At 32.7% G+C, this 16,085-nt stretch carries 15 protein-coding genes; 2 read left to right on the top strand and 13 right to left on the bottom strand.

The features are described 5' to 3' along the window. Positions 1-133: 133 nt before the first annotated feature. Positions 134-796 (top strand): TrmH family RNA methyltransferase, encoded by a 663-nt coding sequence (locus FN795_RS14430; protein WP_142451239.1) that lies wholly within the window; start codon positions 134-136, stop codon positions 794-796. Positions 797-976: 180 nt separating this feature from the next. Here FN795_RS14430 and FN795_RS14425 read toward each other — a convergent pair whose 3' ends face one another. The 10 genes from FN795_RS14425 to FN795_RS14380 all read right to left on the bottom strand — a co-directional run bounded on the left by FN795_RS14425 (position 977) and on the right by FN795_RS14380 (position 12,662). After that, entirely contained in the window at positions 977-1,849 is an 873-nt protein-coding gene (locus FN795_RS14425; protein ID WP_142451238.1) for a YARHG domain-containing protein, read from the bottom strand. Further along, positions 1,846-2,412: a DUF2306 domain-containing protein gene (locus FN795_RS14420; protein WP_142451237.1), complete on the bottom strand. Its 567-nt coding sequence runs from the start codon at positions 2,410-2,412 to the stop codon at positions 1,846-1,848. The genes FN795_RS14425 and FN795_RS14420 overlap by 4 nt, the downstream gene beginning before the upstream one ends. A 168-nt stretch (positions 2,413-2,580) precedes the next feature. Next, positions 2,581-4,167: a PepSY-associated TM helix domain-containing protein gene (locus FN795_RS14415; protein ID WP_142451236.1), complete on the bottom strand. Its 1,587-nt coding sequence runs from the start codon at positions 4,165-4,167 to the stop codon at positions 2,581-2,583. 2 nt (positions 4,168-4,169) lie between these two features. Beyond that, positions 4,170-6,329, bottom strand: a complete 2,160-nt coding sequence (locus FN795_RS14410) for a TonB-dependent receptor (protein ID WP_142451235.1) — start codon at positions 6,327-6,329, stop codon at positions 4,170-4,172. A 93-nt stretch (positions 6,330-6,422) separates the two neighbouring features. Then, entirely contained in the window at positions 6,423-6,767 is a 345-nt protein-coding gene (locus FN795_RS14405; RefSeq protein ID WP_035647920.1) for a hypothetical protein, read from the bottom strand. Positions 6,768-6,961: 194 nt separating this feature from the next. Beyond that, positions 6,962-10,303, bottom strand: coding sequence for a preprotein translocase subunit SecA (gene secA, locus FN795_RS14400; RefSeq protein WP_142451234.1), 3,342 nt, complete (start codon positions 10,301-10,303; stop codon positions 6,962-6,964). Positions 10,304-10,389: 86 nt separating this feature from the next. Beyond that, a complete protein-coding gene (locus FN795_RS14395; RefSeq protein WP_007138072.1) occupies positions 10,390-10,611 on the bottom strand; it encodes a DUF2795 domain-containing protein in 222 nt (73 codons plus the stop codon). Between the two features lie 172 nt (positions 10,612-10,783). Continuing rightward, a complete protein-coding gene (locus FN795_RS14390) occupies positions 10,784-11,353 on the bottom strand; it encodes a cob(I)yrinic acid a,c-diamide adenosyltransferase (RefSeq protein WP_142451233.1) in 570 nt (189 codons plus the stop codon). A 33-nt stretch (positions 11,354-11,386) separates the two neighbouring features. After that, positions 11,387-11,947: a hypothetical protein gene (locus FN795_RS14385; protein ID WP_142451232.1), complete on the bottom strand. Its 561-nt coding sequence runs from the start codon at positions 11,945-11,947 to the stop codon at positions 11,387-11,389. Positions 11,948-11,954: 7 nt separating this feature from the next. Continuing rightward, complete coding sequence (locus FN795_RS14380) at positions 11,955-12,662, bottom strand: ABC transporter ATP-binding protein (protein ID WP_142451231.1); 708 nt, start codon at positions 12,660-12,662, stop codon at positions 11,955-11,957. A gap of 306 nt (positions 12,663-12,968) precedes the next feature. On the opposite strand from FN795_RS14380, the gene FN795_RS14375 reads away from it, so the two are divergent. Then, a complete protein-coding gene (locus tag FN795_RS14375) occupies positions 12,969-13,631 on the top strand; it encodes a DUF6565 domain-containing protein (protein WP_142451230.1) in 663 nt (220 codons plus the stop codon). A gap of 70 nt (positions 13,632-13,701) precedes the next feature. Here FN795_RS14375 and FN795_RS14370 read toward each other — a convergent pair whose 3' ends face one another. From FN795_RS14370 to FN795_RS14360, 3 genes are all read right to left on the bottom strand, one after another. Then, positions 13,702-14,553, bottom strand: a complete 852-nt coding sequence (locus tag FN795_RS14370; RefSeq protein ID WP_142451229.1) for an alpha/beta hydrolase family protein — start codon at positions 14,551-14,553, stop codon at positions 13,702-13,704. A 48-nt stretch (positions 14,554-14,601) separates the two neighbouring features. Next, a complete protein-coding gene (locus FN795_RS14365; RefSeq protein ID WP_142451228.1) occupies positions 14,602-15,384 on the bottom strand; it encodes an O-methyltransferase in 783 nt (260 codons plus the stop codon). A gap of 161 nt (positions 15,385-15,545) precedes the next feature. Further along, positions 15,546-16,013 (bottom strand): FKBP-type peptidyl-prolyl cis-trans isomerase, encoded by a 468-nt coding sequence (locus tag FN795_RS14360; protein ID WP_142451227.1) that lies wholly within the window; start codon positions 16,011-16,013, stop codon positions 15,546-15,548. Positions 16,014-16,085: the final 72 nt, after the last annotated feature.

The raw sequence follows: 16,085 nt of genomic DNA, 5'->3' as shown, positions 1-16,085 counted from the left end.
TAAAAATAACCGATTTAAGTATAATGAGGACTTAAACCATACCAGTTTAGATCTATAAATGAATTTGAGTCCATAAGAAGTCATTTTGCCCGATATAACAATTATTGTTATTTTTGCCGCAAACAGAAATAAAATGATTGATTTAGATTACCTCGAATTTCTTGAAAATATATTAACTGATAACCGTAAAGAAAGATTTTTGCATGTTTTGGAAAATCGTACCAAACATTTTACAGTTGCTGTAGAAGATGTTTTTCAAATGCATAATACAAGTGCGGTAATGAGAAGTTGTGAGGTTTTTGGAATTCAGGAATTGAATGTAATCGAACAGCGTTTCGGAAAAAGAATCGATAAAGAAATTGCTCTTGGTGCACAGAAATGGGTTGACATCAACCGATTTGATTCGGTTTCCGGATGTCTTTCCGATTTAAAAAATAAAGGCTACCAAATCATTGCAACAACGCCGCACGAAAAAGATTCGATGTTGGAAGATTTCGATATTTCAAAACCAAGCGCGTTATTTTTTGGAACAGAAAAAGAAGGTTTGTCACAAGAAATTATGGACAACGCCGATGGGTTTTTAAAAATACCAATGGTCGGTTTTACAGAAAGTCTGAATATTTCGGTTTCAGCCTCAATTATTATCCAAAGTTTGACAAACCGACTTAGAAGATCAAATGTAAAATGGCAATTGTCTGAAGAAGAAATTCTGGAAAAACGTCTTTTATGGGCGAAAAATTCTATTAAAGATATTAAACGAATTGAAGAACGTTATTATCAGGAAAATCCGAGATAAAGTTTTTTGAATCTTCTAAGATGTTAAGGTTCTGAGGTGATAAGTTTTTTTAGTTAAGTATCTTTAAAAAAAAAACTCAGCTAGATAGACTGCAGTATATCTAGCTGAGTTTTTTTATGAAATAATGAGAGAGAAAACTTAGTAACTCAGAACCTTAGTACCTTAGCCCCTTTTTTAAAATTATCTTCCAAAAGTATCATAATTATCTTCGGCGTATTTTTCAAAGCGTTTTAGTAAAGCGATGTTTTCTTTTTCGACCATTGTTAATTCACTATTGACATTTTCTGAAATCGGGATATACCAATCTACACGATCAAAAAATTGACGAATAGTTTTTGTTTTAAAAGTAAGTCCGTGTCTTGCAAAAATCGTGTTTCTAAGAATTTCCAAGTCCAGTTTTTTGAGGTTTTTAACATCAGATTCCTTTAGTTTTTGTTTTGATGAATTTATAGTGTAGACAGAAGGCGAGGCCATTCTATAAGTGTTCTCAATGTATTCTTCGTTATTTTCTTCGTCTTCAAATTTAATTTTTTGCTTTTTCGGATTTACAAAGTCAACATACATATCTCCTTCAGAGAGCATTGCAGCAGGATTATAGATAAATTTCTTTTTAGTAAGTTCAAAACTTCTTTCTGTAACGTTTTTATTTTTGTTATTGGCAATCCAAGTTCCTTTTAAAACGTTATTTTTTATTTCGAAATCAAAAACACCATCATTTTTATCGTCTCCGGGTTCATTAAGTACAAAGTGAATTATATTTCCGTTCTGAATCATTTTTCCTTTAAGAGGTCTTTCGTTTCCAGCAACAATATTTTGTCCAATAACTTCACTCTCCGTTATTTTTTTTATAACAATGTTTATTTTGTTACTATACATTTCAGTTAATTCCTTGGTTGTATCACGCTCTTTTACAATAAATCCACCAACCCACGAACCGTATAATTCAGTCAAAATTTCTTTTTCTTGTGGTTTGTCATTTTTATTTTTTTCGTTTTTGTTTTCTTTACAGGAAAACAGCATTGTAAGCAGTAATAAACCAAAAAGTTTTTTCATTTTTTAGATTGATTAAAAAGATAATATTCAATGATCAATAAATTAGGAACCCAGCCGAGCCAGGCTATTATCTGATAAACATCCATTGGCGAAGGCTGAAACAAATATACAAGAAAAACCTTCCAAAAACGTAAGGTTATTGCTGAAAATGTTAAAGCAAAACTTCGCATCATAAAAGCCTTATGAAGCTTAATATTTTTGTTTTTAATGGCCGAAAAACCTTTCAGTGTAAAGTAAAACCATAAAATTGATAAAGTGACAAAAGAGATTTTTGAATAAAAACCTCCATTCGCAAAAATGCCAATAAATAAACCCGAAGGTGCACTTAAAAACAGTACAATAAATACATATAATTTCCCGATATTTCTATGAATGATAGGCTTTTTCTTTAATAAATCAGAATTAAATTGAGTAAATCCGGCAAGTAAAACAAAGATGGCCGAATATACATGTATATAAAAGAAAGTGGTGTAAAAAGGGATTTCGGTAACTTCCGTCTGTTTTATTTGAAGAAAAGCGACATCATTCCTGAATGGAATATATTGACAGGTAATTCGAATCATCAATATGAAAAAAAAGCTAAAACAAAGCGTTAATAAAAGTGGCAAGGAAAGCTTTAGATATTTTTTCAATTTTGTTTACAAGAGGTTATGTGATAATCAAATTTAGAAAAAGATTCTAAGAAAATAAAACTTAGCGTCTTAGAATCTTAGAACCTTAGCATCTTTCAACTATTTTTTCAGAAAAAGAATAAAACCTAAAACACTCACAATTAAAATTGAAAGCGCGGCCAAAACAGTTGCTAAATCCCGAATGTTTTTTCCAGCCCAATCCATAAATAAAAATTTGTGTAAAATAGCAAAAGAATAACCTTCGACTTTATCCGAATTATTGATCACTGCAGCCAATCTTGAGGTTGAAGTTTCAATAAAATAAGTTGTTTTTTCAGGTGTGTCATAAGCTAATTTTACGACCGGAAGCCTTTTGTTTACAAAGCCATATTCTCTGCTTTCAAAATCGGTTAGTACTTTTGACTCCAATAATTTTATGTTTTCGAATGAAGGCTGAGAGTCATCTTCTGATGTGTCGATCATTTCGCAACATGAAGCTTTTGGCGCTCCATCTGTAAAGTAATATGCTAAAAATTCGGCATATTCTAAATCCAGATTTGGCGCGATTTTATTTGTTGTCGCGTTTATGTAAACGACTTCAGATTTTGAGTCTTCTTTTTTATTCCACTTCGAATCTGATTTTGGTCTTTTGAATCTTTTATTTTCGTTTTCAAGTAATTGGCAACGATAATAGGTGGTGTCATTTAATGTAATTATGCTAATGTTTTGGAAACGACTCCAGTCTAAATCAAGATTATTATTTGCTCCAGGAATTTCTTTGGTTACAAAGGTTGGTTCATAAATCATTTGTGACAACGTATATGGCGCCCATTTTGTCGTAGCGTGATAAGCACCGCTGAAGGCAAAAGTGAGAGTGAAAAGTGAAATCCAGATTCCAATTTGGCGATGATATTTTCTTAAACCTTTTTTTGGCGCTACACTATCTGTTTTTTTGAATTGTTTCCAAAGCAAACCATAAATTAAAATACCGCTCAAGGCTGAAAATCCAATAATTGACAATAAGAAAATCATCGTAATAATTCGGACACTGTTATTACTAATGGCATCGATAAACGACCAATTATGAAAAGTGTCGAAAAACCAAATGAAAACTTGTCTGGAAGTTGGGTTGTAAGTTGCCAGCTTGCTTGATGAGGTTTCTACATAAATCTGCATGGCATCAGGGCGATCAAAACTTAATTTATAAACAGGTAAATAGCGGTTTACATATTTGTATTGCGAAGTAAATTCGGTTACAATTTCACTGTTTTTTACCTGACTTTTTTGATCGTCTAAGAAATAACGTGAAAGCCATTCGGCATATTTTTGATCTCCATTTTCCAGTTTTTTGGCAGTTGAAGCATCATAATACCAAAGTTCACCAAGAATTGTTTTTACCTGATAATAAGTCGCATTATTGAAAGTAACAATTCTAAAATTTTTGAATTGCGATATTTCGTTTTTCAGCAAAACTTCCTGAATTGAATAATGCAGTTGGCTTTTATCAATAATTGATTGTTCAATTTTGTCATGAGCAATTTCTGGTTTGAAAAAATGCGCCATAAACGGATGCATCAAACCTGAAAATGTCCAGAAAATTACTGGAACAATTGTGATTAATCCAATAACACGATGCCATTTGTACATGTGTTGTTTGATTTTTTTGATGAATTTAGAATCTTTCTTTTTATAAGTTTTTTTACTCATAATTATTTTTTTAATGAAAAATTATATTGAATTCCGAAAACAAAAGTTCGTGGTGCTGCAGCTGTATAAGTAGGTTGGGCATTTGCAACATTTGTTCTTGAAACATTGTATGCATATAGTTTGTCAGTAAGATTTAGCACATTTCCGTAAACCTCAATTTTTTTCCATTGATAGCCAATTCGGGCATTGAAAATATTGTACCCATCATATTTTACGGTATTGATCTGATCTTGGTAATAACTGCCAACAAGTTGCCATTCTAAAGATGTTCTTAGATTAGGAAGCCAGTTTGGATAATAACTTACTTCTGAATTTCCTGACCATTTTGGAGCTGACGGCATTTCTTTTCCGTTTAAATCCTGAATCGGATCTGATGGTTTATCTGAAAGTTTAAAATCTATATAAGTATGTTGCGCATAAGTTCCGCCAAGACGAATATTAAATTGTTTTGATGGTTTATATGAAGCACCAAACTCAATTCCTTTATGACGCGTTTCTCCCGCAGATCGATAATCGGTTGAATTATCAGGAAGTTTTATATTCAATAATTCATTTTTGCCTTCCATATAATAGAAAGCGTAATCAAAATTCAGTTTGTTTTCTAAAAATGACAGCCATCCGCCAATTTCATAATTATCAAAATCTGCTGGTTTTAGATTGTAATAAAATTCAGCTGGGACGCCTGTTGTTCCTCCGGTTCCCGGTTTAGCTCTAAAAATTGAAGTAATTCCCGGAGGCGCAAAACCTTGTGAATAATTGCCATAAAATCCTGCAAATTCAAACGGATTGTAATTTGCTCCTGCTTTAAAAGTGGCTTTATCATAAACTTTGCTTCCTGTAGAAAGATCAATTGCATTATCATAATTCACTTTCATATTATCATAACGTCCTCCAACAGTAATAACTAATTTTTCAATTGGATTAAAGCTGATTTGTGCGTAACCGGCTGTGTTGAAAATATCTGCGGTATAATCCGAAAGTTTAGAATCTGGATGCTCAGCAATAATTTGATAAGAATCTACCGTTTGTTTTCCTGGTTCTCCCGGATTTAAGTTTGCTTTTAAATCAATTACATACGACCAATAGGTTACTGGAGAATAATCGTATAAAGCGCCGGCAACAATTTTGGTGTTTAAGAAATCAAATTTTTGAGTATGTTGCCCAATTGCACCATAACTTTTGAAATTGTTTGAATTTACTTCACCCGTCGCTTTGGTCGGATTTACTGTTGGGCTCCATTTGATTCCGTATGATGGATTTTGGCCTAATTTATTGTCGCGTAAATAAGCCGTAATGTAACTGCTCGAATTTTCGTTCCAATCATGTTCTAACGTTAAACGAGTTCGCAAAGCGTCCGATTTTCGATAGGTGAAATCAGAAGTGCTTTTATAAGTTCTATTGTTGAAAGCCTCTTCATTGACCGTGCCGCTCATATCCGAATAATATTTTCCATACATCGTATTGCTAATCAATCGGGTAGATGGAGAAATGTTGTAATCAATTCTCGCATTTAGATTGTCTTTGTTATAATCAGAATAGGTCATCCAACCATTTTCTTGTAAACTTGAAATTCCGGCAATATGAAAACCAACTTTTCCAATTGTTGCACCTCCGGCTGCTTGAAATCTTCGATAGCCATAATTATCTGCTTGGATTCCAAATTTAAATTCTGGATCAACAGGAGGTTTTATCGAAATTAAATTAATAGTTCCACCCACAGCTTCTGGCCCGTATAAAGAAGAAACCGGACCTTTAACGACCTCAATACTTTGTAAGTTATATTGATTTATTTCTAATAAAGCATTATGATTGAAAATTCCCATCGGGCGAATTGGTAATCCGTCTTCTAAATATAAATAGTAAGCATTTGTAGTCATGGGTTGACGAATAGACATCATATGTTGTTCGTTCCCTAGATTTATCATCAAGACACCAGGAGTTTTATTTATGATTTCGTAAACCGCTGTAGCTTTGGCTTCATTGATTGTTTTTGCTGTCAATTTACTGATTGCAACAGGAGTTTCTTTTCTTAAAGTTGCTGTGCGATTAGCAGTTACAAAAACATTTTCAAGTTCATGCGATTTTGTTGTGTCTTGCTCCGTTTTGTTTTGAGCAAAAACACATTGCCCTATGATTAATAGGGTAAAGTATATCTTTTTCATTTTAGATTATATAAATTTTAAAGAGTAACCATCTTTCTTTGACATACATCAAAAAAAAAGGTTTTCAGTTTTGGCGAAAAGCCAGATAAAAATTTATATAAAATAGGATGGAGGACGAAAAGTCGTATTGGAAACGGCAATAGGTTTTTTATCGAAAGAAGCGAAAATTTTTGTTCTTGATTCGATAGGTGCCGTCAATTTGAAATTATTTAAAATGGAAGTCTGAATGTAAACAACATCTGTTTTTTCTTTCAGATTGTTTTGCATTCTTTTTTCGTTATCAGCGTATTTTTTTAAGCTTTTTTGAAGTTCACAACGACCGTTACAGGTATTGAAAACCATTTTACGCTGTACACATATTGTTTTTGAGATTTCTTCCTGATTTAATTTGAATGAGGCATAAACAAAAAAACTGCCAAAAGAAGGAACTAATAGCATGCAAGAAAGAAATATGACGAAAAGTCGTTTCAAAGTGTGTTTCGTTGTTTTCGAGAGCAAAAATACATTATAAATATTATTTACAAGAATGATTTTTGTCATTTTGCATAAAAAAAACAGCTGTAATAAAAATTACAGCTGTTTTTAAATTTAATTGAAAGGAATCTTTATACAAAGAAGGTTTTCAATATTTATTATTTAACCAAAACCCAAGCTCCTGAAGCTAAAAGCGTTTCAGCTTTTTTGAATTTCATTTCTTCAGTTTTGCCCGTTGCAACTTCCTGAACAGTAACGGTATCATTACGGTTGATTTTTGGCATATCTCTAACGATAGTTTCAGTAACCTGACGTTGTTGTGTTTCTCCAGCTTCACGGTTCATACTTTCGCTGTTTGGAATTTCGTCTTTACTTAATTGTAAATTTTCTTTTTGACGAACTTCTCTTGCTTCGTGAATTTCAGGAACGTTTTGAGCCGGTAAATCACCTTTGAATAAGAATGAAATAACTTCTTTATTAACGTTGTCCAACATTCCTCTAAACAAGTTGAAAGCTTCTAATTTGTAAATTAGTAATGGATCTTTTTGTTCGTGAACAGCCAATTGAACAGATTGTTTCAATTCGTCCATTTTACGCAAGTGTTTTTTCCAAGCTTCATCAACAATAGAAAGTGTGATGTTTTTCTCGAAATCAGCAATTAATTGAGCACCTTGGCTGTCATAAGCTTTTTTCAAATCAGTAACAACATTTAAAGTTTTGATTCCGTCTGTAAATGGAACTACAATTCTTTCAAAATGATTATTTGGCTCTTCGTAAACTCCTTTAATAATAGGGAAAGCTTCTCTTGCACTTCTTTCAGTTTTTTCAGTGTAGAAAGCTAAAGCTTCTTTGTAAACTTTTCCAGTAACTTCAATATCCGATAATTTTGTAAAATCAGCTTCAGAAATTGGAGATGTAATTCCGAAATAACGAATTAAATCGAATTCAAAACCTTTGAAGTCATTCGCTACTTTGCTGTTGCTTACGATTAATTCGCAAGTGTCATAAAGCATATTAGCGATATCCAGTTTCAAACGTTCTCCGAACAATGCATGACGACGACGTTTGTAAACTACTTCACGCTGAGAGTTCATTACGTCATCATATTCTAATAAACGTTTACGAACACCAAAGTTGTTTTCTTCTACTTTTTTCTGAGCACGTTCGATAGATTTAGTCATCATAGAATGCTGAATAACTTCGCCTTCTTTAAGTCCCATTCTGTCCATAACTTTCGCTACTCTTTCAGAACCGAATAAACGCATTAAGTTATCTTCAAGAGAAACATAGAATTGAGAACTTCCCGGATCTCCTTGACGACCAGAACGACCACGTAACTGTCTGTCAACACGACGAGAATCATGACGCTCTGTACCAACGATTGCTAAACCTCCCGCAGCTTTTACTTCTGGAGATAATTTAATATCGGTACCACGACCAGCCATGTTTGTTGCAATTGTTACAACTCCTGCTTTACCAGCTTCTTCAACGATTTGTGCTTCCTGCTTGTGCATTTTAGCATTCAATACGTTGTGCGTGATTCCTCTCATTTTAAGCATACGGCTTAATAATTCTGAAATCTCTACCGAAGTTGTTCCAATCAATACAGGTCTTCCCGCATTTGATAGTTCAGTAACGTCTTCGATTACAGCGTTGAATTTTTCACGTGTAGTTTTGTAGATATAATCTTCTTTGTCAATTCTTGAAATACCACGGTTAGTTGGAATTTCAACAACATCTAATTTGTAAATTTGCCATAACTCGCCAGCTTCTGTAACAGCTGTACCAGTCATACCTCCTAATTTGCTGTACATTCTGAAATAATTCTGTAATGTAACAGTTGCAAATGTTTGAGTTGCAGCTTCGATTTTTACGTTTTCTTTTGCTTCAATCGCTTGGTGTAAACCGTCAGAATAACGACGGCCATCCATGATACGACCTGTTTGTTCATCGACAATCATAATTTTGTTGTCCATGATAACGTACTCTACATCTTTTTCAAATAAAGCGTATGCTTTTAAAAGTTGAGTCAAAGTGTGAATACGCTCGCTTTTTACACCAAAATCCTGAAATAATCTTTCTCTTGCTTCAGCTTCAGCGTCTTTGTCTAATTTTTGTTTTTCAATCGCAGCGATTTCAGTTCCGATGTCTGGTAAAACGAAGAAATCGGCATCAGTATCTCCAGAAAGGTATTGGATACCGTTATCTGTTAATTCTACCTGATTGTTTTTTTCTTCAATCACAAAATACAAAGCTTCGTCTACTTTGTGCATTTCACGATTGTTATCCTGCATGTATTGATTTTCAGTTTTTTGAAGTAATTGCTTAATTCCTTCTTCACTCAAAAATTTAATTAATGCTTTATTTTTAGGTAAACTTCTGTAAGCTCTTAATAATTGGAAGCCTCCATCTTTAGTGTTTCCTTCTTTGATTAATTTTTTAGCTTCCGCCAAGAAACCATTCGCTAACTGACGTTGTTGTGCAACTAAGTTTTCGATTTTTGGTTTCAATTCATTAAATTCATGACGATCTCCTTGTGGAACTGGTCCTGAAATAATAAGCGGTGTTCTTGCATCATCAATTAATACAGAATCGACCTCGTCGACAATAGCATAATTGTGTTTTCTTTGAACTAAATCACTAGGCGAGTGCGCCATGTTATCTCTTAAGTAGTCAAAACCAAACTCGTTGTTAGTTCCGTAAGTGATATCAGCATCGTAAGCTTTTTTTCTTTGTTCTGTACTTGGTTGGTGATTATCAATACAATCAACAGATAAGCCGTGGAATTCGAATAAAGGAGCTTTCCATGTACTATCACGTTTTGCTAAGTAGTCATTCACCGTTACTAAGTGAACTCCATTTCCAGTTAAAGCGTTTAAGTATAATGGAAGCGTTGCAACTAAAGTTTTACCTTCACCCGTTTGCATTTCGGCAACTTTACCTTCGTGCAAAACCATTCCACCAATTAACTGCACATCATAGTGAATCATATCCCAAGTGATGTCTTTGCCGGCAGCGTTCCATTTGTTTGCCCAAATCGATTTTTCGCCTTCAATAACAATATATGGTTTTGTTGCAGAAAATTCACGGTCTTTTGCAGTTGCAGTAACTTCAATATGAGAGTTTTCTTTGAAACGACGAGCCGTTTCTTTTACTACAGAAAAAGCTTCTGGAAGAATTTCCAATAACGTTTTTTCAGAGATTTCATAAGCTTCTTTTTCAAGAGCATCAATAGCATCATAAAGATCTTCTCTTTTATCAATGTCTTCGATGTTTTCTACTTCTGCTTTTAGCGAAGCGATTTTAGCATCTTTGTCGGCTCTGGCTTCTTTTATTTTATCTTTAAAATAAACGGTTCTTCCTCTTAAATCGTCGTTTGAAAGACTCATTAAAGGAGTTTCGAATGTTTTAATTTTGTTTAAGTAAGGTTGTAAAGCTTTGACATCTTTCTGTGATTTATCACCTACAAAGACTTTAATAATACTGTTTATGAAACTCATGATTTATTGTATTTCTTTATTATTTTATATGTATTTGAACCAAAAAAAAAGCCTCTGTGATGAGACTTTTTCCTTTGGTTTATTTTTTAATATTCATCCTCATTCCAAAGATAATCTTCGTCTGTTGGATAATCAGGCCAAATTTCTTCCATTGATTCATATATCTCGCCTTCGTCTTCTATTGACTGAAGGTTTTCTACTACTTCTAATGGAGCACCAGCTCTAATAGCGTAGTCAATAAGTTCGTCTTTGTTAGCAGGCCATGGCGCATCACTTAAATAAGATGCTAATTCTAATGTCCAATACATCTGTTATCTGTTTAGTTTGTGCAAAAATAAATTTTTTACTGAAAAAGACAAGTAAATTTTGATTTATTTTAATAAAATTTAAGAACGTCCCATTAATTGCAGATTTTAGATTGTTGATTTTAGATTTATTGAATCTTAAAAATCTAAAATCGGAAGTCTAAAATCTAAAATTTTACTTCCTCGGAATCCATTTTACTTCCTCCGCTTTTAAGTCAAACGACAACTTCCGTGCCAAGACAAAAAGGTAGTCAGAAAGTCGGTTTAAGTACTTGATTGCTATTTCAGGAACGTGTTCATTATGGCTTAAATGCACTGCCAAACGCTCTGCGCGACGGCAAATACAACGTGCAATATGACAATGTGACACAGTTGGATGTCCGCCCGGCAAAACAAAATGCGTCATTGGTGGAAGGCTTTCTTCCATTTTATCTATTTCGTTTTCGAGCAATTCAATATCTGAATCAATTATTCCAAGATTTTCTAATCGAAGTTTGCCATTTTTTAAAACTTCTTTTTCCTGAGGAGTTGCCAAAATGGCACCAACAGTAAAAAGACGATCCTGAATTTCGATTAAAATAGTTTTATAATGAGAATTCATTTCCTGATCGCGAATCAATCCGATATAGGAATTCAATTCATCAACAGTTCCGTAACTGTCAATTCGGATATTGTCTTTAGGAACTCTTGTGCCTCCAAAAAGCGCTGTTGTTCCTTTGTCGCCTGTTTTGGTATATACTTTCATTTTTTAAGATGCTAAGTTTTTATGTTCTTTAGATTAGTCTTTTGAAAAACCAAGTTCACTATTCAGTTTTTTAAATTCTATTCTGGCTTTTTCATTAAAACCAAAATTTAAGCTAGCAATTTCTGCAGACGATTCAAGTTTTGAACAGCCTATACAGACTATTGTCTGACAGATTACTTCATTGTTTTTAAAGTAAATAAATCCTAGTCTTGGCTCGTAACATCCTACAATATTAGGATTTTCGAACATTTTTTTATTGCTCAGAATCGAACTCAATCTTGAAATTTGCTCTTTATTAAGTTTTTGTTTTTTGCAAATGGTACTTATATACTGTCCTTTTTCATTAATTGGGAAATAGAAATCTTCTCCAGAAAATCCGATATAATCAATTCCGATAACAGAATCACATTCAAAACCTTTAAGATAGGATAAATTGATTTTAGTTTTTATTTTAACTGGATTTTCGGTCAGCCATTTTATTTCTGTTTTCGGCGGTTTTGGTGGCAAATTGGTATAACGAATTTCTGTTGCAGTTTTCTCTTTACAGGCTGTGAATAATAAAGAGAGCAATAAGAAAAGTTTTATCAGTCGCATTTATTATTTAAATCTTATTTGTTTGAAATTCTTTGGAAGTATCACTTTCAATTAATCCATCTCTTAAACGGATAACTCTATGTGCATAAGCCGCAATATCTTCTTCGTGCGTTACAAGAATAACAGTATTTCCTTGTGCGTGAATATCACCAAAAAGCTTCATGATTTCTACAGAAGTTTTACTGTCTAAGTTTCCTGTTGGCTCATCGGCTAGAATAATTGAAGGTTTGTTTACTAAAGCACGTGCAACCGCAACACGTTGACGCTGTCCTCCGGAAAGCTGATTCGGCTGGTGATCCATTCGGTCTGCAAGATTAACTTGTTTTAATACTTCTGTAGCGCGTGCAATTCTTTCTGATTTTCCATGACCGGCATAAATCATAGGAAGTGCAACATTATCAAGAGCAGTTGTTCTTGGCAAAAGATTAAAGGTTTGAAAAACGAAGCCAATTTCTTTATTTCTGATTTCAGCTAATTCATCATCCCGCATTTGGCTTACATCTTTTTCATTCAAAATATATCGTCCGGAAGTTGGGGTATCTAAACAACCTAATAAATTCATTAATGTTGATTTTCCAGATCCCGAAGGCCCCATTAAAGCAACATATTCTCCTTTATTTATTTCCAGATCAATTCCTTTTAAGACATAAACGATTTCATTACCAAGTACAAAATTTCGTTTTATATCAGTTATTTTAATTAATGGATTTGCCATTTTGGTTTACAATTTTGGTTTTAAAAGTACAAAACACTTTTCAATAAAATTCATAAGTAGTAGATTATTGGTTTTTGTTACAAAAATCTCTTTCGCTTTCAAAATGTATTTAGATGATAAAATATATGCAATGTTTTAGTAGATAAGTTGTTATATTATTTGTGATAAAATTTATATTATTATCATTATTTGAGATGTTTTATAGTTTTGTTATATTTTTTATATTTTAAATGTGAGAATAATGTAATTTTTTAGAATAAGGTTTAGGTAAATTTGTTTATCTATTAATTAAAAATAATCAGGATTATGAAAAGCATACAATTATTATCAGGAATAGCATTGTTAGTTTTGGGTTTTACATCGTGTAAAGATGAAAAACAAGAAAAAGCTCAAAAAACGGTAGACTCCTATGTAGCCTACGTTGATTCAGTGAAAAATGTCGCAGCAGAAGATTTGAAAGCCGATTGGAAAAGTGTTGATGCTGAATATGACAAAAGAGCACAGGAAGCTGAATTAGCTTTAGCAGATTTAAAAGATAAAACAGCAGCAACTGAAAAAGTAAATGCGAGTAAAATTAAATACGAAGAATTTAAAAATGAAATGACCGCCGTTTTTGCCCCGCCACCAGCTCCAAGTCCAAAACAGCAATTGCGTAACGCTTTGTTTGGTGAAGGAAAAATTGGAGATGATATGAGTTTTGCTTGGGTAAATGCCCAAAATATTCATAGTGTGTACCAACAATTTGTTCATACAGTTGAAAATAATAAAGATAATTACTCTAGAGAAGACTGGGATGAAGTTAAATTATTGTACGAAGCGTTGGATAGCCGAAAAAACACTGTAGAAAAAGAAGGTTTAACTGCTGAGGACAATAGAAAAATTGCCGGCTTAAAAATAAAATTCGCTCCAATGTATACTGTTAACAGAATGGGAGCAAAGTCTGAAGAAAATAAAGAAGCTAAAAAATAAGTTTTTTTTAAATTTTGGATTAGTAAAAAAATGACGATTGTTTTTGATCGTCATTTTTTTTTTTTGAATCTTAATTCTCAAATTTTCTTAAATCCTGGAGAAAAATTTGCCAAATGTTTTCTTTAAACTGACTTCTGAAAAAACCAAAATGCCCTATATCTTTTACACCAAATTCTTCTGCTTTCAAATGAACTCTGGTTACTTCAGATTTTTTAAATTGTGAAGCAATCCAGTCAATTGCTGATACTGTCGCATAAAAATCATTATCGATACTATAAGATTTGATTTTGCATTTTATTTGATCGTAGTTTTCTTTTACGTTTTTGATGCAGTCAAAATGGTAATTTGGTTTTTTACACCATTTTGCCCATTCGAGTGCCATTCCTTTTGGTAAATCTTCCATTCGGGTTAAATGACTGGAAGGTAAATAATTAAAAATTCTGGAAAAAGAAGGTATAAGAGCATACCACAAAAATTGCATTTTTAATCTGTCGAATCCTTTCCAATGAATCCAGCTTCCTGATTGTGAAGCCACCATTATGACGCCATCAAATAAATTATTGGAAGGAACTAAACCAATAAGCTGTCCTCCAATACTATGAGTTATAATAAATAATTTTCTATTTGGGTTTTTACTTTTGACATGTTTTACAACAGATTCAAAATCATTTTCTGCCCAAGCGCTAGCTGTCGTAGAAAATTTGGAAAGCGGTCCGGATTTTGAATCGCCAATTCCGCCATAATCAAAAGTATAAACGGAGTAATGATTGTCAGAAAGAAACGTTGCGAAATTGTAATAATAATTTTGTTTAACGCCTGTTGCAGAGGCTATAATCACGCAATTATCATTTGACGTATCAGAGATAAATTCTGTTACAGCTATTGGATATTCTAATGGTGTATTAATTTTTATTGCATTCATAATTTTATAATATCGAATGTAATAAAAGTATTATTTTAAAGTCATTTATCAAACGCGAATTACAAAATGTTCTTTTTCCTGTTCGTATCTGAAAAATACAAATCCCCATTGAAAAGTATCGATTGTAACTTTTACTTTTGGATGATTTTTGATAATTGCCCAAGCTTCTTCCATTTCTTCAGACCAATGAATATCATCAAAAATCCAGACAGAATCATTATTAATCGTTGGTAATAAAAGTTCGAAATATTCTAAAGTGGCTTTTTTAGAATGATTCCCGTCAAAATATATTAAGTCCCAATCACAGATATTTGCAGATCCTTGGGTCAGGAATTTGTTGAATTCTGAATTTACAAAATCAAAGTTGAAATTTGGAAATTGCTCGTTAAATAAATTTTCTGCAATTGAAAGTGTACTTTGACAGCCCTCAAGACTAAGTAAAAAAGAATCTTTATTTCCTAATGCAATAGCAGAAGATGCTAATCCTAAAGAAGTTCCAATTTCTAAAACATTTTTTGGTTTGAAATAACTGGTAACGCGAAATAATAATTCAGCACGTTTAGAAGAAATCCCAGCTGTTTTTGCAATTTTAGAAATTTGTCTTCTATTCGATTTGAAAACTTTGGAGCCTGCGCCAAAATCGGTTACTTCAATAAAATTTTGATTTTCTAAAAGTGTTTTTCTGTAATTCTTAAGTATCGAATATTCAGGTTTTCTTTTTTTATCATAAAAACACTTTGTCAAAAGATTAAAAACAAATGGCGAATGCACCGCATGTTCATTTTTGGATTTCCAAAGGAATTTAAAATAAGATTGTATTTGAAAAAGCATACTAGAATTTGAAAGAAAGTGCGAAGATACGAATCAGAAATTGAAATAAATTAATGAAAAAGCCCAATCTAAAAATAGATTAGGCTTTTGTATGATAAAAAAACACAACATTTTATGCTGTAGTCTTCTTGTTATAGAATTATGAATGATTTTTAAAGATGCTAATTCACAGAAATTAATTTTACATCAAAAATTAAAACTGATCCAGCTGGTATCGTGCTAACGTTGTTATCGCCGTATGCTAAATGTGCCGGAATCAAAAGTACGCCACTTCCGCCTTCTTTGAATAACGGAATTCCTTCTGTCCATCCGGCAATAACTCTGTTTAAAGGAAAAGTAGCCCCGTTAACACTTTCGTCAAATGTCTTTTTGTTAGTTAAATATCCTTTATACGCAACTGTTACCGAAGATGTTGCAGTTGGCTGTTTTCCAGTTCCAGGCTCAGTAATGATGTAATACAAACCTGATGCTGTTTTTTGAGCTGTTAAATTATTTTTGGCTAAATAATCAATAATTTCTTTATCATTTTCTGCTGAATAATCCTTTGGAGGTGTATTCAAATTTTTATCAGAACTTGTGCAAGAAATAAAAAGTGTAAGAGCAAATAATGCAGATAAAAAATGTTTCATTGTGGTATTTAAATTTTGTCGTAAATATAAGGGAAATAGTTTCAAGTATAAGGTTTCGGTTTTCTGAAATCT

This window comes from Flavobacterium resistens (genome assembly GCF_900182645.1).
Classification (GTDB): domain Bacteria; phylum Bacteroidota; class Bacteroidia; order Flavobacteriales; family Flavobacteriaceae; genus Flavobacterium; species Flavobacterium resistens.
This window is presented reverse-complemented; position numbering and strand designations above follow the sequence as displayed.